Origin of the sequence: Pseudomonas sp. PSE14 (assembly GCF_029203285.1) — a bacterium.
Taxonomy (GTDB): Bacteria; Pseudomonadota; Gammaproteobacteria; order Pseudomonadales; family Pseudomonadaceae; genus Pseudomonas.
The window spans coordinates 1603742-1623642 of the sequence record NZ_CP115669.1 but is presented as its reverse complement, the minus strand read 5'-3'; the positions used below and the strand labels follow the sequence as shown (position 1 = coordinate 1623642).

The 19901-nt window shown below is 62.3% G+C and carries 24 protein-coding genes and 1 pseudogene; 8 read left to right on the top strand and 17 right to left on the bottom strand.

The annotated features are described in order from the left end of the window. Window positions 1-16: 16 nt before the first annotated feature. The 11 genes from tolB to O6P39_RS07600 all read right to left on the bottom strand — a co-directional run bounded on the left by tolB (window position 17) and on the right by O6P39_RS07600 (window position 9287). Complete coding sequence (gene tolB, locus O6P39_RS07650; RefSeq protein ID WP_275610780.1) at window positions 17-1315, bottom strand: Tol-Pal system beta propeller repeat protein TolB; 1299 nt, start codon at window positions 1313-1315, stop codon at window positions 17-19. After that, window positions 1312-2352 (bottom strand): cell envelope integrity protein TolA, encoded by a 1041-nt coding sequence (gene tolA / locus O6P39_RS07645; RefSeq protein WP_275610779.1) that lies wholly within the window; start codon window positions 2350-2352, stop codon window positions 1312-1314. The genes tolB and tolA overlap by 4 nt, the downstream gene beginning before the upstream one ends. Next, window positions 2349-2813, bottom strand: coding sequence for a protein TolR (gene tolR / locus O6P39_RS07640; protein WP_275610778.1), 465 nt, complete (start codon window positions 2811-2813; stop codon window positions 2349-2351). Before tolR ends, tolA begins: the two co-directional genes overlap by 4 nt. 23 nt (window positions 2814-2836) lie before the next feature. Continuing rightward, window positions 2837-3532: a protein TolQ gene (tolQ, locus tag O6P39_RS07635; RefSeq protein WP_275610777.1), complete on the bottom strand. Its 696-nt coding sequence runs from the start codon at window positions 3530-3532 to the stop codon at window positions 2837-2839. A gap of 1 nt (window position 3533) precedes the next feature. Next, window positions 3534-3980, bottom strand: coding sequence for a tol-pal system-associated acyl-CoA thioesterase (gene ybgC / locus O6P39_RS07630; protein WP_275610776.1), 447 nt, complete (start codon window positions 3978-3980; stop codon window positions 3534-3536). 52 nt (window positions 3981-4032) lie between these two features. After that, a complete protein-coding gene (gene ruvB, locus O6P39_RS07625) occupies window positions 4033-5091 on the bottom strand; it encodes a Holliday junction branch migration DNA helicase RuvB (protein ID WP_275610775.1) in 1059 nt (352 codons plus the stop codon). A gap of 10 nt (window positions 5092-5101) precedes the next feature. Further along, entirely contained in the window at window positions 5102-5707 is a 606-nt protein-coding gene (gene ruvA, locus O6P39_RS07620; protein ID WP_275610774.1) for a Holliday junction branch migration protein RuvA, read from the bottom strand. A gap of 31 nt (window positions 5708-5738) precedes the next feature. Continuing rightward, on the bottom strand, window positions 5739-6263 hold the full coding sequence (ruvC, locus tag O6P39_RS07615; RefSeq protein WP_275610773.1) for a crossover junction endodeoxyribonuclease RuvC: 525 nt from the start codon (window positions 6261-6263) through the stop codon (window positions 5739-5741). A 116-nt stretch (window positions 6264-6379) separates the two neighbouring features. After that, window positions 6380-7126, bottom strand: a complete 747-nt coding sequence (locus O6P39_RS07610) for a YebC/PmpR family DNA-binding transcriptional regulator (protein ID WP_275610772.1) — start codon at window positions 7124-7126, stop codon at window positions 6380-6382. 69 nt (window positions 7127-7195) lie between these two features. Beyond that, window positions 7196-8974 (bottom strand): aspartate--tRNA ligase, encoded by a 1779-nt coding sequence (gene aspS, locus O6P39_RS07605; RefSeq protein WP_275610771.1) that lies wholly within the window; start codon window positions 8972-8974, stop codon window positions 7196-7198. 43 nt (window positions 8975-9017) lie between these two features. Further along, window positions 9018-9287, bottom strand: a complete 270-nt coding sequence (locus O6P39_RS07600) for a zinc ribbon domain-containing protein (RefSeq protein ID WP_275610770.1) — start codon at window positions 9285-9287, stop codon at window positions 9018-9020. 243 nt (window positions 9288-9530) lie between these two features. On the opposite strand from O6P39_RS07600, the gene O6P39_RS07595 reads away from it, so the two are divergent. From O6P39_RS07595 to O6P39_RS07590, 3 genes and pseudogenes are all read left to right on the top strand, one after another. Then, entirely contained in the window at window positions 9531-10001 is a 471-nt protein-coding gene (locus O6P39_RS07595) for a Dps family protein (RefSeq protein WP_275610769.1), read from the top strand. Window positions 10002-10219: 218 nt separating this feature from the next. Beyond that, a pseudogene (locus O6P39_RS27335) lies at window positions 10220-10483 on the top strand (cold shock domain-containing protein membrane protein); the annotation flags it as partial. 99 nt (window positions 10484-10582) lie between these two features. Beyond that, window positions 10583-10813, top strand: a complete 231-nt coding sequence (locus tag O6P39_RS07590) for a cold-shock protein (protein ID WP_243806129.1) — start codon at window positions 10583-10585, stop codon at window positions 10811-10813. Window positions 10814-10871: 58 nt separating this feature from the next. On the opposite strand, the gene O6P39_RS07585 is transcribed toward O6P39_RS07590, so the two are convergent. Together O6P39_RS07585 and O6P39_RS07580 are read right to left on the bottom strand one after the other, a co-directional pair. Beyond that, window positions 10872-11078: a SlyX family protein gene (locus tag O6P39_RS07585; protein ID WP_275610768.1), complete on the bottom strand. Its 207-nt coding sequence runs from the start codon at window positions 11076-11078 to the stop codon at window positions 10872-10874. Between the two features lie 3 nt (window positions 11079-11081). After that, window positions 11082-11507, bottom strand: a complete 426-nt coding sequence (locus O6P39_RS07580) for an HIT domain-containing protein (protein WP_275610767.1) — start codon at window positions 11505-11507, stop codon at window positions 11082-11084. Window positions 11508-12231: 724 nt separating this feature from the next. Here O6P39_RS07580 and O6P39_RS07575 point away from each other — a divergent pair. Further along, window positions 12232-13587 carry an OprD family porin gene (locus O6P39_RS07575; RefSeq protein ID WP_275610766.1) on the top strand — a complete coding sequence of 452 codons (1356 nt, stop codon included), beginning with the start codon at window positions 12232-12234 and terminating at the stop codon, window positions 13585-13587. Between the two features lie 83 nt (window positions 13588-13670). On the opposite strand, the gene O6P39_RS07570 is transcribed toward O6P39_RS07575, so the two are convergent. Beyond that, window positions 13671-14078 carry a PaaI family thioesterase gene (locus tag O6P39_RS07570; protein ID WP_275611908.1) on the bottom strand — a complete coding sequence of 136 codons (408 nt, stop codon included), beginning with the start codon at window positions 14076-14078 and terminating at the stop codon, window positions 13671-13673. 111 nt (window positions 14079-14189) lie between these two features. On the opposite strand from O6P39_RS07570, the gene O6P39_RS07565 reads away from it, so the two are divergent. Then, a complete protein-coding gene (locus O6P39_RS07565; RefSeq protein WP_275610765.1) occupies window positions 14190-15905 on the top strand; it encodes a proline--tRNA ligase in 1716 nt (571 codons plus the stop codon). 8 nt (window positions 15906-15913) lie between these two features. Then, on the top strand, window positions 15914-16876 hold the full coding sequence (locus O6P39_RS07560) for a hypothetical protein (protein ID WP_275610764.1): 963 nt from the start codon (window positions 15914-15916) through the stop codon (window positions 16874-16876). Between the two features lies 1 nt (window position 16877). Here the strand turns inward: O6P39_RS07560 and O6P39_RS07555 are convergent, their stop codons facing one another. Together O6P39_RS07555 and O6P39_RS07550 are read right to left on the bottom strand one after the other, a co-directional pair. Beyond that, a complete protein-coding gene (locus tag O6P39_RS07555) occupies window positions 16878-17153 on the bottom strand; it encodes an acylphosphatase (protein ID WP_275610763.1) in 276 nt (91 codons plus the stop codon). Continuing rightward, window positions 17153-17623, bottom strand: coding sequence for a TlpA disulfide reductase family protein (locus tag O6P39_RS07550; protein WP_275610762.1), 471 nt, complete (start codon window positions 17621-17623; stop codon window positions 17153-17155). Before O6P39_RS07550 ends, O6P39_RS07555 begins: the two co-directional genes overlap by 1 nt. Window positions 17624-17653: 30 nt before the next feature. On the opposite strand from O6P39_RS07550, the gene O6P39_RS07545 reads away from it, so the two are divergent. Both O6P39_RS07545 and O6P39_RS07540 read left to right on the top strand, forming a co-directional pair. Next, window positions 17654-19063, top strand: coding sequence for a PilZ domain-containing protein (locus tag O6P39_RS07545; RefSeq protein ID WP_275610761.1), 1410 nt, complete (start codon window positions 17654-17656; stop codon window positions 19061-19063). A gap of 182 nt (window positions 19064-19245) precedes the next feature. Further along, window positions 19246-19641 carry a hypothetical protein gene (locus tag O6P39_RS07540; RefSeq protein ID WP_275610760.1) on the top strand — a complete coding sequence of 132 codons (396 nt, stop codon included), beginning with the start codon at window positions 19246-19248 and terminating at the stop codon, window positions 19639-19641. Here O6P39_RS07540 and O6P39_RS07535 read toward each other — a convergent pair whose 3' ends face one another. After that, window positions 19642-19839: a hypothetical protein gene (locus O6P39_RS07535; protein ID WP_275610759.1), complete on the bottom strand. Its 198-nt coding sequence runs from the start codon at window positions 19837-19839 to the stop codon at window positions 19642-19644. It lies immediately after the preceding gene. Window positions 19840-19901: the final 62 nt, after the last annotated feature.

The following is a 19901-nucleotide window of genomic DNA, read 5'->3' as shown; positions in this document are numbered from 1 at the left end:
AAACAGTTGGCAACCGTCAGTTCAGGTAAGGGGACCAGGAAGGCTCGCGAACATCGCCCTGAGCGGTGGGAATTGGCAACCGAACGCGTCCATTGATGCTGACGAGCATCAGCACGCCCCGGTCCTGCTGGCGGGTGGCGTATATTAGCATCGTGCCATTGGGCGCAACAGTGGGCGAGTCGTCCAGCGTGGTGTTGGAAAGCACGCGCAGATTGCCGCGCTGAAGGTCTTGGGCCGCGATCTGGAAGTTGGTGAAACCATCCTGGCGGTGAACCATTACCAGCGTCTTCTCATCCGCGGAAAGTTTCGGGTTGGCGTTGTAGTTGCCAATGAAAGTCACGCGATCGGTAGCGCCCGAGTTGACGTTCATCTTGTAGATCTGCGGCTTGCCGCCACGGTCGGAGGTGAAGTACAGGGTCGAACCGTCCGCGCCCCAGAAGGGTTCGGTGTCGATCGCCTGGTTGTTGGTCAGGCGACGCAGCTGGCGGCTGCCCAGGTCCATCACGTAGATCTCCGGGTTGCCATCGCGCGACAGCACGAAGGCCAGGCGGTTGCCATCCGGCGAGAAGGCCGGGGCGCCGTTGAGGCCCTCGAAGTTGGATATCTGCTCGCGACGGCCAGTGTCGACGTACTGCATGAAGATGCGCGGACGCTTCTGCTCGAAGGAGACATAGGCAATGCGGCGGCCATCGGGCGAGAAGCGCGGCGAGAGGATCGGCTCGCGGGACTGCAGCAGAGTCACCGGGCGCGCACCGTCATAGTCGGAGCGCTGCAGGGTGTAGCGGGTGTTGTCCACGGAGAAGCGCTCGGCAGTCACGTAGAGCAGCTTGGTGGAAAACGCGCCCTTGATGCCGGTGAGCTTCTCGAAGGACTGGTCGGCGATGTAGTGCGACATGTCGCGCAACTGGTCGGTGGTGCCGCCCACGCTGCCGGTCAGGACCTGCTGCTGGGTCGCCACGTTGAACAGGCCGTACTGGATCTGCAGGCGGCCACCCGCCGGCACGATGTTGCCGATCAGCACGTACTGGGCACCCAGTGCCTGCCAGTCGCGGTAGATCACTTCGCTGGGCTGGGCCGGCTGGCTGATCATGTTCTGCCGCGGAATCGGCTCGAAGTATCCGGAATTGCGCAGGTCGTTGCCGATGATGTTGGACATGTCCTCGGGCAGGACGTTGCCGCCCTGCCAGCCGAACGGAACCACGGCAATCGGGACGGCCGAATCGCGACCGCTGGAAATCACCAGCGGGTCGGCGGCCTGCGCGACGCCGGCCACCAGGGCCAGGGCGAACAGCGCGAAGCGAATCAGGGTACTCACAGACTTAAATCCTCCGGTTTGAAGACGATGCGGCGCTGACGGTAGAGCTGATCAAAGGTCGCACGATCCAGTTGTTGCATCTCGGGAATCCGGCCGACGTTCCGCACCGCCGCCACCGCGGAAGCATCGAACGGCTTGTCGCCACTCGAGCGGGTCACGCTGGCGTTGGTGATGGTGCCATCCGGCAGCATCTGGATCAGCACCTCTACGCTCATTCCGTTACGTGCCGATGGCGGGCGGTTCCACTGCTCGCTCACCAGTTTCACGATCAAGTCGTCAAGGCTACCAGCGACCTCGTTACCTTGCTCGTCAGCCAAAGCCTGTTGTCGCTGCGTATCGTCCGACAGCAGCTCGGCCAGAGCCTGAGCCTTCTTGTCTTCCTGCGCCTTGCGAGCGGCAGCCGCAGCTGCCTTCTTCTTGGCAGCCTCGACCGCGGCGGCCTTCTTCTTGGCCTCGTCAGCAGCGGCTTTCTTCTTCGCGTCCTCGGCAGCCTTCTTCTTGGCCTCTTCCGCCGCCTTTTTCTTGGCGTCCTCAGCGGCTTGCTTCTTGGCTTCTTCCTCGGCCTTCTTCTTGGCAATGTCGGCCTGCTGCTTCTCGGCAGCAGCCTTGGCCTCAGCTTCTTTCTTGGCCGCGGCAGCATCGGCGGCCTTCTTGGCCTCATCCGCCTTCTTGGCTTCAGCCTCTTTCTTGGCTTCAGCCGCCTTTTGAGCAGCGTCGGCCTTCTTTTGTTCCTCGGCCTTGGCCGCTGCGATAGCCTGCTGTTCGGCCTTCTTCTGCTCGAGCTGCTCCTGCTCGTACTGCCGAGACGAGGTCTTCTTGGCTTCGCCGGCAATCTTCTGGTTGGTCTGCTGGGTCGCCTGGCTCTTGGACTTCAGCTGGTACAGGGTGGCCTGAACGATCGGCCGCGAAGGCGGCAGTTCAGGCGTCATGGCCCAGCTGACGAAGAGCATGGCGAAGATCAGGACGTGCAGCGCTACGGCCAGAACGATCGGCCAGAAGTAGCTTTCCGAAGGAGAGCGCTCGAGCTGGTGCATCAAGTCCCCGGCGCCTCGGTAATCAGACCGACGTTGCCGACCCCGGCTTTCTGCAGGCCACCCATGACGGCCATGACCGAACCATAGTCGACGGCCTTGTCACCCCGGACGAAGACCTGGACTTTCTTACCCTGGCGGCTGTTCTCGGCCATGATGCCGGAGGCGGCACTGACCAGTTGGTCGAGGGAAACCGCAGTCTGGCTGCCCTTGCCCTGATCCGGGTCCACTTCCGAGCCCATGTTCCAGTAGTAGGTCTTGTCGGCCTTGATGGAGATGGTGAGCACGCGGGAATCGTTATCCTGCGGCAGCGCTTCGCTGGAAACCTTGGGCAGGTCGACCTTGACCCCCTGGTTGAGCATCGGCGCGGTCACCATGAAAATGACCAGCAGTACCAACATCACGTCGATGTAAGGCACCACGTTCATTTCGGCGACCGGCTTGCGCTTGTGACGAACTCTTGCCATGACGGCTTACCTCTTGGTCGTCTTCAATCGTCGCTGGTGTGCACTTTGCGGTGCAGGATGGCCTGGAACTCGTCGGCGAAGGTGTAGTAACGGCCGATCAGGGTTTCCGAGCGAGCGGAGAAACGGTTGTAGGCGATGACCGCGGGGATGGCCGCGAACAGGCCGATGGCGGTGGCAATCAGCGCTTCGGCAATGCCCGGCGCCACGGTGGCGAGGGTTGCCTGCTGCACCTGGGCCAGGCCGCGGAAGGAGTTCATGATGCCCCACACGGTGCCGAACAGACCGATGTACGGGCTGGTGGAACCGACGGTGGCGAGGAACGGCAGGCTGGTTTCCAGCTTCTCTTCCTCGCGGGAGATGGCGACGCGCATGGCGCGGGAAACGCCTTCCATCACCGCATCCGGATCGACGCCGGCCTGCTGGCGCAGACGGGAGAATTCCTTGAAGCCGGCACGGAAGATCTGCTCGACGCCCGAATCCGGGTCAGGGTTGCTGCCGGCCTGGCGGTAGAGCTTGGACAGGTCGATACCCGACCAGAAGCGCTCTTCGAAGGTTTCCAGGGCCTTCTTGGCCGAGCGCATCATGTTGCTGCGCTGGAAAATCATGATCCACGAAGTGACCGAGGCGGCCACCAGGGTCAGCATGACCAGCTGTACCACGATGCTGGCGTTACTGATCAAGCTCCACATGGAAGTATGGTCGACGACGTTCGGTTCCACGTTAATCTCCTGCTGAAAGGGTGTCCGGACTGCCGGCAAATGCCGCGCGCAACACATCTGGGATAGCGCGGGGTTTCAGGTTGTCCGCCCGCACGCACGCCACCAGGAATCGCCCCTCGCAGAGCAAGGTCGAATCCGACGCCCGCCTCACCTGTTGACGAAACTTCAGGCTCGCGCGGTTCAACTCCTCCACTTCGGCGCTGACAAGCAGCTCGTCATCCAGGCGAGCCGGCGCGTGGTAGCGCGCCTCTGCCGAATGAACGACGAAAAGCAGGTTCTCTCCCGCCAGCTGCGACTGGGCAAAGCCCAGGTCACGCAGCCGCTCGGTACGAGCCCGCTCCATGAACTTGAGGTAGTTGACGTAGTAGACGATGCCGCCGGCATCGGTGTCTTCGTAATAGACCCGAAACCGCTGCTGGAACGGCTGACCCCCGTGTTGTGCGCGCATACTCTAGAACCAAGTAAAGGCTTTGCCAATCGGCAATCGCCCGCAAATGCAATTAATTACTATCTTCAGGGGCAAACATATCCGGTGTCGCCCCCTCCCCCATCCGCTTCGGCACGTTCAGGCCGAAATGCAGGTATGCATGCCGGGTTACTACACGGCCCCGTGGAGTGCGCATGATATAGCCTTGCTGGATCAGATAGGGCTCCAGCACGTCTTCAATCGTGTGTCTTTCTTCACTGATGGCCGCCGCCAGGTTGTCGATACCCACCGGCCCACCGTCGAACTTGTCGATCATGGTCAGCAGCAGGCGGCGATCCTGATGATCGAAACCACGCTCGTCAACGTCCAGCAGGTTCAGCGCCTTATCAGCGATGTCGCTGCTGATATGTCCGGTGCCACGCACCTCGGCGAAGTCCCGAACACGGCGCAGCAGGCGGTTGGCGATCCGCGGCGTGCCGCGGGCGCGACGGGCGATCTCGTAGGCTCCCGCCGGCTCGATCTCAAGGCCGAGTATCCCCGCCGAGCGAGCGACGATGCTGGACAGGTCATCTACACCGTAGAACTCGAGACGCTGGACGATACCGAACCGGTCACGCAGCGGGTTGGTCAGCATGCCGGCGCGCGTCGTTGCCCCTACAAGGGTGAAGGGCGGCAGGTCGAGCTTGATGGAGCGCGCTGCCGGGCCTTCGCCGATCATGATGTCCAGCTGGAAATCTTCCATCGCCGGGTACAGCACTTCTTCGACGATGGGCGAGAGGCGATGGATCTCATCGACGAATAGCACGTCGTTCGGTTCGAGGTTGGTCAGAATCGCCGCCAGGTCGCCGGGGCGCTCCAGCACCGGGCCGGACGTGCTCTTGATCGAAACCCCCATCTCCTGGGCGATGATGTTCGCCAGAGTGGTCTTGCCCAGGCCAGGCGGGCCGAAGATCAGCGTGTGATCGAGAGCTTCCTGACGCCCACGGGCCGCCTGGATGAACAGCTCCATCTGCTCGCGCACCACCGGCTGGCCGACATAGTCCGCCAGCTTGAGCGGGCGGATAGCGCGGTCGAACTGCTCTTCGCGGTCGCGACTGGAAGCTGAGGAAATCAGGCGATCGGCTTCGATCATCAGTGTCTACCTAGACCATGCCCTTGAGGGAACGGCGGATGAGTTCTTCGCTGGACAAGCCTTCTTCCTGCACGGCGGCTACAGCGCGGCTCGCCTCCTGGGGTTTGAAGCCCAGGGCGATCAGGGCACTGACTGCATCGGATTCGGCGCTTGAGACTGCGGCGACCAGTTTGGGTTCCACCACCAGCGGCGCGATCGACGGAATATTTTCCCACGCCTTGAAACGATCCTTGAGCTCAACCAGCAGGCGCTCAGCGGTCTTCTTGCCCACCCCCGGGATCTTCACCAGGGTGGAAGTATCCTGCGCCTGGACGCAGCGTACCAGTTCGTCGACTTCCAGACCCGACATCAGTGCAAGAGCAAGTTTCGGCCCCACCCCGTTAAGGCGGATCAGCTCGCGGAACAGCTCGCGCTCGCGCTTCTCGGCGAAGCCATAGAGCAGGTGAGCGTCTTCACGCACCACCAGGTGCGTATGCAGCGTCACCGCCTCGCCGATGCCGGGCAGGCGATAGAGCGTGGTCATCGGCACTTCGAGCTCGTAGCCCACCCCATTCACATCGACGATCAGGTGCGGCGGCTGTTTTTCCGCCAGGGTGCCACGCAGGCGTCCAATCACAGGTAAGCGTCCTTAATTGCTAGATTCGGGATCACAGGCGCAGGCGGCCGCCACGTCGGCGAGCGCCCAACAGGCCGTGCGGCACCAGGCTCTGCCGGGTGTGCGCATGGCACAGCGCGATGGCCAGGGCGTCGGAGGCATCGATCTGCGGCTTCTGCGTCAGCTTGAGCAGATGCATCACCATCATCTGCACCTGTTGCTTATCCGCACCGCCGGTGCCGGCGATGGCCTGCTTGACCTGGCTGGCTGTGTACTCGGCGATCTGCAGCCCCTCTTCCGCCGCCGCGACTATGGCCGCGCCACGCGCCTGACCGAGCTTCAGCGCCGAGTCGGCATTGCGCGCCATGAACACCTGCTCGATGCCCATCATGGTCGGCTTGTACGTCTGGATAACCTCGCGCACGCCGCGGAAGACGATCTGCAGGCGCTCGAAAAGCTCGCCATTGCCGGTGCGGATGCAACCCGAGGCCACGTATTCGCAGCCGCGGCCGGTGTCGCGCACCACGCCGAAGCCGGTAATCCGCGAACCTGGGTCGATACCGAGAATCAGGGTCATGTCCGTCCGATCAAACCTTGTCCGTCACGCGCACTTCAAATAACAAAAACCGGAAGCGGGAGGCGCCACTCATGACCACTCCCGCTTCCGGCTTCAGAGCATCGCCGGCGGAGGGATCAGCCCAGTTGGGCCATCACCTCGTCCGGGATGTCCGCGTTGGAGTAGACGTTCTGCACGTCGTCCAGGTCTTCCAGCATGTCGATCAGCTTGAGGACCTTCTGCGCGGTTTCCAGATCCAGGGTCGCGGTGGTCGAGGGGATCATGGTGATCTCCGCTTCCTCACCCTTGAAGCCGGCTTCGGTCAACGCTTCGTTGACCGAGATGAAGTCGGCGAAGCTGGTGAACACGTCGATGGAACCGTCGTCGTTGACCACCACATCGTCGGCGCCGGCTTCCAGCGCGGCATCCATCAGGGCTTCTTCATTCACGCCAGGTGCATAGCTGATCTGGCCCTTGCGCTCGAACATGTAGGCAACGGAACCGTCAGTGCCCAGGTTGCCCCCGCACTTGCTGAAGGCATGGCGCACTTCGGCCGCGGTGCGGTTGCGGTTGTCGGTCATGGCTTCAACGATGATCGCCACGCCGCTGGGCGCGTAACCTTCATAGGTCAGCTCGGCCATGTTGTCCGCTTCGCTGGAGCCCACGCCGCGCTGGATGGCGCGATCAATGGTGTCGCGGGTCATGTTGGCGGTCAGCGCCTTGTCCACGGCCAGGCGCAGACGTGGGTTGTCCGCCGGGACCCCGCCGCCCTGCTTGGCAGCGACGGTCAGCTCACGAATGAGCTTGGTGAAGATCTTGCCCTTCTTGGCGTCCTGACGTTCCTTGCGGTGTTTGATGTTGGCCCATTTAGAATGACCCGCCATAACTCACTCCGTATCACTTGTTTCGGCATGCGACACCCGGATGCGGGCGCCGCTGCAATTTGAATCGACTTACTCGGCGGCCTTCTGCTGCTCGCGCAGACGGATGTGCAGCTCGCGCAGCGCCTTGCCGTCCACGGTACCCGGCGCCTGGGTCATGACGTCGCCCGCGCTCTGGGTTTTCGGGAAGGCGATGACTTCGCGGATCGACGCCGCACCGGTCATCAGCATCACCAGGCGGTCCAGGCCGAAGGCCAAGCCGCCGTGGGGCGGTGCACCGTACTTGAGGGCGTCGAGGAGGAAGCCGAACTTCTCTTCCTGTTCCGCATCATCGATGCCCAGCACGCGGAACACCGCCTGCTGCATGGCCTTGTCGTGGATGCGGATGGAGCCGCCGCCCAGTTCGGTGCCGTTGAGCACCATGTCGTAGGCACGGGACAGCTTGTTGGCCGGATTGGCCTCGAGCTCTTCCGGAGTGCACTTGGGCGCGGTGAACGGGTGGTGCAGGGACGTCAGGCTGCCATCGTCGTTCTCTTCGAACATCGGGAAGTCCACGACCCACATCGGCGCCCACTCCTTGGTGAGCAGCTTGAGGTCATGGCCGACCTTGATGCGCAGCGCGCCCAGGGCGTCGCAGACGATCTTGGCCTTGTCGGCGCCGAAGAACACGATGTCGCCGTCAACCGCGCCGACGCGATCGAGGATCACGTTCAGGTTGGCTTCCGGGATGAACTTGACGATCGGAGACTGCAGGCCTTCCACGCCCTTGGCGCGCTCGTTGACCTTGATGTAGGCCAGGCCCTTGGCACCGTAGATGCCGACGAACTTGGTGTAGTCGTCGATCTGGCTGCGCGGCATGGAGGCAGCGCCCGGTACGCGCAGGGCGGCAACGCGGCCCTTCGGATCGTTCGCCGGACCGGAGAAGACCTTGAACTCCACTTCCTTCAGCTGATCGGCAACGTCGACCAGTTCCAGCGGGATGCGCAGGTCCGGCTTGTCCGAACCGTAACGGCGCATGGCTTCTTCGAAGGGCATGTGCGGGAATTCGTCAAACTCGACGTTCAGCACTTCCTTGAACAGCTGGCGAACCATCTTCTCGGTGATCTCGATGATGTCGCTTTCTTCCAGGAAGCTGGTCTCGATGTCGATCTGGGTGAATTCCGGCTGGCGGTCGGCACGCAGGTCTTCGTCGCGGAAGCATTTGGCGATCTGGTAGTAACGGTCGAAGCCGGCCACCATCAGCAGCTGCTTGAACAGCTGGGGCGACTGCGGCAGGGCGAAGAAGTGGCCCGGGTAGGTGCGGCTCGGCACCAGATAGTCACGCGCGCCTTCCGGGGTCGGACGACCGAGGATCGGGGTTTCCACGTCGAGGAAGCCGTTCTCGTCCAGGTAGCGGCGGATGCTGCTGGTGATGCGCGCGCGCAGCTTCAGCTTGGCGGCCATCTCCGGGCGACGCAGGTCGATGAAGCGGTAGCGCAGGCGGGTTTCCTCGCCCACGTCGGAGTATTCGTCCAGCGGGAACGGCGGAGTCTCGGCCTGGTTCAGCACTTCCAGTTCATGACCCAGCACTTCGATTGCGCCGGAAGCCATGTTGGCGTTGCGCGCGCCTTCGGGGCGCAGGCGCACCTTGCCGGTGATCTTCACCACGTACTCGCTGCGCACGCGGTCGGCCTTGGCGAAGGTCTCGACGCGATCCGGGTCGAACACCACCTGGGCCAGACCTTCACGATCACGCACGTCGAGGAAGATCACCCCGCCGTGGTCGCGGCGGCGATGTACCCAACCGCAAAGAGTGACTACCTGACCGTCCAGGCTCTCGTTCAATTGGCCGCAATAGTGGCTGCGCATCATGGTGTGTTTCGCTTCTCGAAAGTCTTGAATTCTAGGGAACCGCTCATTCGCTGGCGGAGCAGCCGCCACCACCGCAACCGGTGGCCGGACAGGCCGCAGGAGTATCGCCGGAGGCCAGGTTTTTCTTCGCACCGGTCTTGAAGTCGGTCTCGTACCAACCGCCGCCGCCCAGGCGGAAGCCTGGCGCCGACAACATCTTCTTCAATTCGGGAGCCTTGCAGGCCGGACAATCGACCAACGGCGCATCGCTGAACTTCTGAATGGCTTCCAGCTGATGTGCACAGGATTGGCACTGGTATTCGTAAATCGGCATCGGACACCTTGGCTGAGACAGCGCCACGGGCCCGCATCCCGCGGCAAAGGCGGGATTATAGCCTGAAAAAACCAAGGCTTGCAGCCGCCTCCCCTGCTCGCTGACGCACGCTTTGCCAGCCAGAAAACAATAGAAGGACTCTATCGATTGCCTTGACACAAGCCAAGAGCCCCACAAACCCGCCGATGTTAGCCTGACCTCCAAGTACCGAATCGACAAACACGCAGCCCCACGGAGGTCGCCATGGAAATCAACATCGGAATCGCCGAACAGGACCGCGCCGCCATTGCCGACGGCCTTTCCCGACTACTGGCCGACACCTACACCCTGTATCTGAAGACCCACAACTTCCACTGGAACGTCACCGGACCGATGTTCAACACCCTGCACCTGATGTTCGAAGGGCAATACACCGAACTGGCACTGGCCGTGGACAGCATCGCCGAGCGCATTCGCGCACTGGGCTTCCCCGCACCCGGGACTTACGCCGCCTACGCACGCCTGTCCTCGATCCAGGAAGAGGAAGGCGTACCGGAGGCCAGGGAAATGATCCGCCTGCTGGTACAGGGACAGGAAGCGGTGGTCCGCACCGCCCGGAATCTTTTCCCCTTGCTGGACAAGGTTAACGACGAGCCCACCGCCGACCTGCTCACCCAGCGCATGCAGGTGCATGAAAAGACCGCCTGGATGCTCCGCAGCCTCCTCGCCGACTGAACCTTCCTTAATAGATAGAAGAAAGCCCGCCCACAGGCGGGCTTTTCCTCCCCCTACGAATGGCCTAAGCGGTTGATTTGTGAAGGCAAGTGGTTTGCTGTTAAATAACCGCCGTGCGTTTCGCGCATAGGCCGTCCGGCACGCTTTCATTTCCCTATTCGGCGTCGCATCACGGGACGGCTGCTTCTTCGTTACCCGCTCAAGGTGAATCTGTAGCCATGTTGAAAGTCGTCCATCTCCTGACGGGCGTCGCAGCACTCTTGCTGTCGTTCGTTCCCAGTTTGCGCAGCGATGCCCTGCCCTACCTGCAGCAAAGCGATGCCATCTATCTCGCCCTGCTCGGCCTGACCAGCCTGCTGCTCGCCCCTGGCAGCAGCCTCAAGCAACCCGCCGCCCTGCAAAGCCTGTCGACCGCACTGGTGGTTCTGGCCGTCGTGCTGCAAGTGCTTATCCTGCTTGCACCGCTACCCTTCATCGGCGAGCAGCCGGCCATTCTGCTGCCACTGCTGAGCCTGGCCGTCGCCGTCGTCCTGCAATGGGCCGCCAGCCTGAACAAGCCCACCGACCTTGCCGCCGCGCCGATCAGCGACGAAAACCGCGAAACCGGCACCGTGAAGTGGTTCAACACCTCCAAGGGCTTCGGCTTCATCTCCCGCGACACCGGGGAAGACATCTTCGTGCACTTCCGCGCCATCCGCGGCGAGGGTCACCGTATCCTGATCGAAGGCCAGCGAGTGGAGTTCTCCGTCGTCCAGCGCGACAAGGGATTGCAGGCCGAAGACGTGATAGCGGCCCTGCCCAACCGCCGCTGAACACCCAATAAAAAGCCCGCCGATTGGCGGGCTTTTTATTGGCTTCGTTTTCAAGAGATCAGTAGTGCGGTGGCGGCGCCTCGTCATCCGCGACACCAACCTGCCCCTGCAGATCCTCGAGACGCTTGATCAAGGCCTGCATCTGCAGACGCAGGCGCTCGATCACCCGTTCTTGCTCGTAGACCACATCACTCAAGGTCTGCAAAGCGTCATCCTGGAATGCCAGTCGACTCTCCAGGTCGGCAACCCGATCTTCCAGCTCCATCACTCACTCCTGTGCGAATCGGAACTCGTCACCCAACACCATGCGCAGCTTCTCGCGCAGGCGGGCGAGCTCCTCGGCACTGTATGGCACCGCCGGATGCCGCCCCCACACCGGACCTGGCCAGGCCACGTCGCTACGGCGACGGACGATCACGTGCACATGTAATTGGCTGACGACGTTGCCGAGATTGGCGACGTTCATCTTGTCGGCGCAGAAGGTGTCCTTGAGGGTCTCGGCCAGTTGCGTGGCTTCCCTCCAGAGCTGCTGCTGATCCTCGGGATCGAGCTGGAACAGCTCGCTGACGTCTTCGCGCCGGGGCACCAGGATGAACCACGGATACTGCGAGTCATTCATCAGCAGCAGACTGCTCAATGGAAAATCCCCCACCGGGACGGTGTCCTGCTTCAGGCGGGTATCCAGGACGAACATAACCACATCTCCTGTTCGACGAACGCATTGATAAGACTAGCCCCACCAGGGGCCGAAGGGCGCGAAGCATACTAGAGCGCCCCGCCAGCGAATACGCCAGCAACGCACCTCAGCAGGGCGCCCCGCAAGCCAACTGGCTCCAGAACTGCGCAGCGCGCAAACGCGACACATTCCGACAACAGGCCTCCGGAAGCGAACCCACGGCCAAGTGCACTGAAAAGCATCGAAAAATCGTTAAACCAACGAACGCGACACAATTCTGAAAACGACGCTGCCGCATGCTCTTTATTGCAAAACGGCCAAGGAAGCCGTGAAATGCGTCATCGCGCCGCAAGCCCGGCGACGCGCGGCAACAACCAGAGCATTTGTGCACGCTTGTTGCTAGCAGAGGGACAAGGGGCAAGGACATCGCCGCCGTGCTCTGCCTGAATGCAGCACGACGAAGGGAACCCGAAAGTGGTCAATGGAGAACGAACCACCTTGGCTGACGTAATCGACAATATGCTGCAAACCGGGGGAGCAATCTCTTTTTGCAACATCGAATCTACCTGAATGCGACATCTCTCATGCAGGTTTGCGACAGCCCCGTAAAGTTTTCGCGTGATTATTTAGGCAACTATCGCCAAGACAACACGCGTGCTATAAGTTAGCGCCGACAAAAAGAATGAGCCGTCACCGCGGCACTGTGATGGCAGATAATTTCAAAACCAAAGGAGCAATCACAATGAAAGTGATGAAGTGGAGCGCCATCGCCCTGGCGGTATCTGCAGGCACCACGCAACTGGCAATGGCCGAGCCCTTCGTAGGCAATCAGGCTGATGCAAAAGGCTTTGTCGAAGACAGCAGCCTGAACTTCCTGGTTCGCAACTACTACTTCAATCGTGACTACCGTAATGGTGGTAGCAACCCCACCGCTGCTGCCCACGGCCACAAGAACGGTTACCGCGAAGAGTGGACCCAGGGCTTCTGGGGCAACTACAGCTCCGGCTTCACTCAGGGCACCGTCGGCTTTGGCGTTGACGCCTTTGGCTATCTGGGTCTGAAGCTGGATTCCGGCCGCGGCCGTACCGGTTCCGAGAACCTCGCCATTAACGACGACGGCGAACCGTCCGACTCCTTCGGCAAAGCCGGTGGCGCGGTCAAAGTCCGCGTATCCAAGACCGAGCTGAAGGCCGGCGACATGCAGCCGACCGCTCCGGTATTCGCCGTAGGCGGCAGCCGCCTGCTGCCCCAGACCGCCAGCGGCGTGGCCATCATGAGCAGTGAGCTCGACGGCCTGGACGTGGAAGGCGGTCACTACTACTCCGGCACCAGCCAGAACGACACCAGCCATGACGGCGAAATCTGGGCGAACTACGCTGGCGTGACCGGCAAGACCGCAGATTTCATCGGCGGCAAGTACGCCATCACCGACAGCCTGAGCGCCTCCCTGTACGGCGCCAAGCTGGAAGACGTGTGGAACCAGTACTACGCCAACCTGAACTACACCCTGCCGATCGCCGACGACCAGTCCCTGGGCTTCGACGTCAACTACTACAACACCAAGGACGAAGGCAGCGCGAAAGCAGGCGAAATCGACAACAACGCCTACTCGCTGGCCGCTGCGTACACCATCAGCGCGCACACCTTCACCCTGGCCTTCCAGAAAGTTAACGGCAACACTCCGTTCGACTACATCGGCATCGGTGACAACAACAAGGGCGGCGACTCGATCTTCCTCGCCAACTCCGTTCAGTACTCCGACTTCAACGGCCCGGGCGAAAAATCCTGGCAGGCTCGCTACGACCTGAACATGAAAGAGTACGGCGTACCCGGCCTGACCTTCATGGGCCGCTACATCAACGGTAAGGACATCGACGGCACCAAAGCTGACTCGGATAGCCCGTACGTTGGTCTGTACGGCGCAGACGGCAAGCACCACGAAACCAACCTGGAAGCCAAGTACGTGATCCAGGAAGGCGCTGCGAAGGACCTGTCCTTCCGCATCCGTCAAGCCTGGCACCGTGCCAACGAAGATCAGGGCGAAGGCGATATCGACGAATTCCGTCTGATCGTCGACTACCCGCTGTCCGTTCTGTAATACGGAACAAACCGCAGGTAATGAAAAGCCCGGCTTCGGCCGGGCTTTTTCTTGCAACTTGCAAACAACTTCGAACGAACTTGTTACATCGGCAGTACGTAAGTGCCAGTTACATGAGCAACCAACTCATCCTGATTGCTCACGGAATAGACAGACACCTCACACACCACTTGACGGCGCCCGAGCTTTAATATCTTCGCCTCCGCCAGAAGATCTTCCGGCTTCGGTTTGCTGAGAAAGTTGATATTGAGGTTGGAAGTAACGGCCATCTCGACATTGTCCAGCTGAGCCAGAATCACCGCATACATTGCCGCATCCGCCAACGCCATGATGGTCGGCCCGGATACTGTTCCGCCAGGGCGAACCAGCTTGCCGTGGAATGGAATGCGCGCGAACGCACTACGCCTCTCCAGCGCATCGACACGAAAATCCATCTCATCCGCCATGGGCAATCCCGCCCGGATGAACGCCTGCACCTGCGCTGCACTCAGTCGACTCACCTTGCTACTCCCTCTCTGCCCGCCACGCCCTGTACGCAGCCAGACCTGCACCGTACAATGCCCAGCCTACATCCCTCTTCGCAACCGACATAACGGCCAAAGATGCGTACCAGTCAGTACCTGCTTTCCACCCTGAAAGAAACCCCTTCCGATGCGGTCGTCATCAGCCACCAGCTGCTGCTGCGCGCCGGCATGATCCGCAAGCTGGCATCCGGTCTGTACACCTGGCTGCCAATGGGTCTGCGGGTACTGCGCAAGGCCGAAGCAATCGTTCGCGAGGAAATGAACGCCGCCGGCGCCCTGGAAGTGCTGATGCCCGCCGTCCAACCGGCCGAGCTGTGGCAGGAATCGGGTCGCTGGCAGCAGTACGGCCCCGAGCTGCTGCGCCTGAAGGACCGCCATGACCGCGAGTTCTGCGTCGGCCCGACCCACGAGGAAGTCATCACCGATCTGGCGCGCAACGAACTGAACAGCTACAAACAGCTGCCGATCAACATGTACCAGATCCAGACCAAGTTCCGTGACGAAATCCGTCCGCGCTTCGGCCTGATGCGCGGCCGCGAGTTCATCATGAAGGACGCCTACTCCTTCCACACCAGCCAGGATTCGCTGCAGCAGACCTACGACGTCATGTACGGCGCCTACTGCAAGATTTTCACTCGCCTGGGCTTGGAGTTCCGTCCGGTGCAGGCGGACAACGGCTCCATCGGCGGCAGCGGCTCCCACGAATTCCACGTGCTGGCCAACTCCGGTGAAGACGACATCGTCTTCAGCGACAGCTCCGACTACGCGGCCAACATCGAGAAAGCCGAAGCGCTGCCGCGCGAAACCGCTCGCGGTGCCGCCACCGAGGAACTGCGCCTGGTCGACACCCCCGAGACCAAGACCATCGCCGACCTGGTGGAAAAGTTCGGCGCGCCGATCGAGAAAACCATCAAGACCCTGGTGGTGCACGCCGCCGAGGAAGGCAAGCTGATCGCCCTGGTCGTTCGTGGCGACCACGAACTCAACGAAATCAAGGCCGGCAACCACCCGCTGGTGGCCAGCCCCCTGCAGATGGCCAGCGAAGCGGACATCAAGGCCGCCATCGGCGCCGCGCCCGGCTCCCTCGGCCCGCTGAACCTGCCGCTGCCCTGCATCGTCGACCGCTCCGTGGCCCTGATGAGCGACTTCGTCGCCGGCGCCAACCTCGACGACAAGCACTACTTCGGCGTGAACTGGGAGCGCGACCTGCCGGTACCGGAAGTCGCCGACCTGCGTAATGTCGTAGCCGGCGACCCGAGCCCGGACGGCCAGGGCACCCTGGTGATCCGCCGCGGCATCGAAGTCGGCCACATCTTCCAACTCGGCACCAAGTACAGCGAAGCCATGAAGCTCTCCGTACTGGGTGAGAGCGGCAAGCCGGTCACCCTGATCATGGGCTGCTACGGTATCGGCGTATCCCGCGTGGTCGCCGCCGCCATCGAGCAGAACTACGACGACCGCGGCATCCTCTGGCCGGCCGCCCTGGCCCCGTTCCAGATCGCCATCGTGCCGATGAAGTACGAGAACGAAGCCGTACGCGCCGCCGCCGACAAGCTCTATGCGGATCTCACCGCCGCCGGCTTCGAGGTGCTGCTGGACGACCGCGACAAGAAGACCAGCCCCGGCGTGAAGTTCGCCGACATGGAGCTGATCGGCATCCCGCACCGCATCGTGGTCAGCGAGCGCGGCCTGGAAGAAGGCGCCCTGGAATACAAGGGCCGTCGTGACGCCGAGTCGCAGCCTGTCGCCCTGTCCGACCTGCAAGCCTTCATCACGGCCAAGATCCGCAACTGAGCAGAGCGATGTTCCCCCGAAGTACCTCCAGCCTCGCGGCTGCCGCCCTGGTGGGCGGCAGCCTCCTGCTGAGCGGCTGCGCCAACCAGCTGTCGCAACGCAGCGAGCATGAAGAACGCGTCGAGCGCAAACTGCTCGAGCACAGTCTGCAGATCGATGTGGGCACGCCGGCCACCCTGGAACTGCCGCAGCGTCGCATTCGCGTGCAGGAACAGAAGACCTTCGAAGTCACCGAGTTCGAGGTCACCCGCCGCTACGACCGCTATACGCCCTACCAGGGCTGGCGCAAGGTGTACGAAATGCCGTTGGGCGTCGTCGCTTTCGTTGGCGGCATCGGCGCCAACGTGGTCAACGTGTTCGCCCTCGGCAACCTGCCCGAAAGCGTCACCCGTGGCTGGATCCGTTATGGCATCGACGGCATGAATCCGTTCATGAACGTGCAGTCCAACGGCCGCGCCGAGCAGAACCTGGCAAGCATCGAAGAGCACCAGCGCGACAAGCGCACGGAGTATTCGAGCCTGCCCTGGTCGGAGCGTCCGGTGACCATCACTGCCGGCAAGAACTCCCAGGAGTTGTTGACCGACCGCCATGGCGTGCTGCGCCTGAACCTGCTGGAAGGCCCCTTCAGCGATGAAGAGGTCAGCCGCATCGGCCGCCTGCAGTTCAGCGTGCAGGACCCATCGGATGACACCCGCGGCGATGCCAGCCTGCTGGTCAGCCGCTCGCTTCGCGGCAAGCTGCAGGAAGCTCACCGGCTGATCTACGACGATCTGGAAGCGGATGATGTGCACCACTGGGTACACCGCGTGAAGCGACTTTCCGAACTCGGCCTGGAAGAAGAAGCCAGCGAGCTGGAACAGAGCCTGATCGAACTGACCCGCAACGATCCGGAGCTGCAGAAAGAGTTTCTCCACAGCCTGATGACCGACGCCGGTCGCCTGGCCGCCGATCCCGGCGCGGCCAGCAACTGATTCAGCGGCGCACGATGAAGCCGGTGATGCCCTGGGGTGTCATCGGTTCCAGCTCCACTGCCGTCACCTTCGCCTTGACCGGCCCGCGAGCCAGCCACTTCTCCAGTTCGCGTACGGCGCCCTCCTCGCCCTCGAGCAGCACCTCCACCCGTCCATCCTCCAGATTGCGCACCCAGCCGTCGATGTCCAGGCGTTCGGCCTGCTCCTGCGCGCTCTGCCGGTAGTACACGCCCTGCACCTTACCGCTCACGTAGCCGTGCAGACAGATTCTGGCCATCAGTGCTTCTCCTCCCGCAGCGTGGTCAGGCGCGCCTGCAGGCCGGCGGCGGTCTGCTCGCCGAGCAACTGCTCGCGCAACTTACCCTCAGGGTCGACGATATAGGTTACAGGCAGCGCTTCGCTGCGCGGCAGGCTGTAGTGCGGCGCGGGGTCGTCGGCCAGCACGGTGTACTGCACCTCCAGCGCCTGCGCAGCCTTCGCCAGGTCGGCATCGCGCAGCCCGTCGAAGTTCACGCCCAGCACTCGGAAGCCCTGGGTCCTGCCCTCTTCTGCGAGCCGATTCAGCTCGGGAATTTCCTTGCGGCACGGTGCGCACCATTCGGCCCAATAATTAATAACTAGCCACTGGCCATCCATGCTCGCAGCGGTTACTTTCTGCCCATGCTGATCGACGCCATAGTCCGCCGAACAACCGGCCAGGAGAAGGCCGGCGACCAATCCCATTACGATACGGAGCCGCACTCCCATGCCTTCAGTCCTCGTGTATGCGGGGTGTTCATGACGCTCGATGCCTCGCGTCTGGAGGTGCCGGATATCCTCGAGGAGAATTCCGATGCAGTGAGCAATCTGGCGGCTGGGCTTCAGGAATTCCGACGCCACTCCCTACAGGAAGGACTGCAGAAAACCCTCGGCACGCTGCTTCGCCTCAACCGATGTGCGCTGACCTTACTGGAAAGGCAACGCGCCCTGCAAAGCCTGACCGAAGAATATCGCCACTATTCGCAGCGGGTTCGCCACGAGAAGACACCGCCGGAGCTTTTCGTGCATTTCTGCACCGAGCTGGCGGCAGGCTTCAAGCGCCTGTTGCTGCAGATCCTGAATGGCCGCAAACCGTCTCGGCCACACATGGCCTGGTGCCTGTACATGGCCCAGCATTTCCTGGCCCAGGCGCTGCTGCGTCACTACCAGCAATACCAGCAGCCACCCGGAGTGCTCTGGCGCGACAGCCACCTGCTGTACTGGATCGCTGAACACCAGGAGTGCCTCGACGAGCCGGTGGCTGCCGCCTTCGATCCCATCCCCGCCGGAACCCTGCGCGGCCTCTACCAGCAGATTCTGCTGCTCGCCCTGAGCAACCCCTTCCACCTGACCGAAGGCGAAGCCCCGCAACTGTTCAGCGCCCTTGCACCCCTTGCCGCTCTTGGGCGACTGCAGCCCTGGGATGACGAGGAACAGGAGGGTTACCTGGTCGACCTGGGCGCCGACCTACCCTGCATCAGCCCCGAGCAGACCGTCGATACGCCGCCCCAACAACTGCGCCGCCTGGAGCTGGGCGCCCTGCTGATCGCCCTGCACGACCCCGCCCCCTTGCGCAGAGCCGACCAGGGCGCCCTGCTGGAGCGTGTCCGCCATCACTGGCTGGGACAGCATCCACGTCGCCACGAACGCATGGAGCAAACCGGCACCTGCCAGTTGATCGTGGGACTCGGCGCCATCCAGCAACACCTGCTCACCCCCAACACCCAGAGCGGCTGCGAAGCAGGGATTCTCGACGTCAGCGCCGGAGGCACGCGCATCCGCTGCGACGGCAACCGCGCCAGCCAGTTCCCCGTCGGCCAGTTGCTGCTGATCCTCAACAGCAATGGCACGCCGACCCTGGCCATCGTGCGCTGGCGGCACCTCAACAATGACGGCCTGCACCTGGGCCTGCGTTATCTGAAAGGGCTCCCCCGCCCCGTCTGGCTACGCCGCGCACCTGACGCCCAGCGTCACCCCGGCGTGCTGCAGAGTACCCCGGAACCCGGCAATGGCTGGTATCACGGCTTATGGCTGGCTCAGGGGCACTTCGTGGAAGGCGAAAACCTCTGGCTGCAATTGGCCAGTTTCGACAACCAGACCATCCTGCCGCTGCCGACCTCCAACCTGGGCACGCCCCTCGTCTCCCGCCATCCGCTGCGCCTGGCCTGAAAGCTGAATTGCGAGACAAGTCACAGCGAAGATCGGCAGTACGCCCGGTTTGTCGGATATCTCCTACCTATAATTCGGAACGATCGTCCGAGCCGACTAGAGCATTTCATCCAGCCGCCTCTCGACAGCCCCAGTATGCGGCAGGCGCCACGCACGCCTCCCACTCTCGACAGGATCGCCAGATGCAGCCCACAGACCAGCTCGTCAGCAAGGTTCCCAGCCAGATCGTCGGTAGCGCACGTATCGGCAACTCCGCCAGCGGCGGGCGCCTGGCCGACTACAACGTCGCCGCCTGGCTGCACCTGCCCGGCGTGACAGCGCTGCCCGTGACACTGGTGGTCACCTATCGGGATGGAGAACAGGTTCGGGAAGTAGCCGTCGATCACGGCATGGTGAATGCGCAGAGCCGCATCCTGCTGTCGGGCATCGCCCGCCTGCCGTTCCGCCAGCGAATCGAGGATATGCAGGTAAGGCTGCGGACGGCCATCGGCCTGTCGCGCCTGGTGGTCGAAGAGCTGTTCGTGCAGGCGGTCGAGCCGCTGAACAGCGCGGCCCGACCGATTGCCACTACCCTGTAATCAGCCCAACTGGCGCACTTGGGCAACAGGTTCGAGTTCAGCGTGCGACGCCAGATCCTTCACCTCGCCCTGTACTGCAGGCAACAGGGACTCCGGCCAACTGCTGAATTGCAGACCAGTAATTCTATTCAGCCTCTCCAGCGCGCTTTGCGGATCACGCTGATGCAGGTGTACTACGTTCTTCTGGTCGTTATTCATGGATTCACGGGCCTTGAAGGAACTTCTGCAGGACATCATTGTCCTGCCAGTCCTGTAGCCAG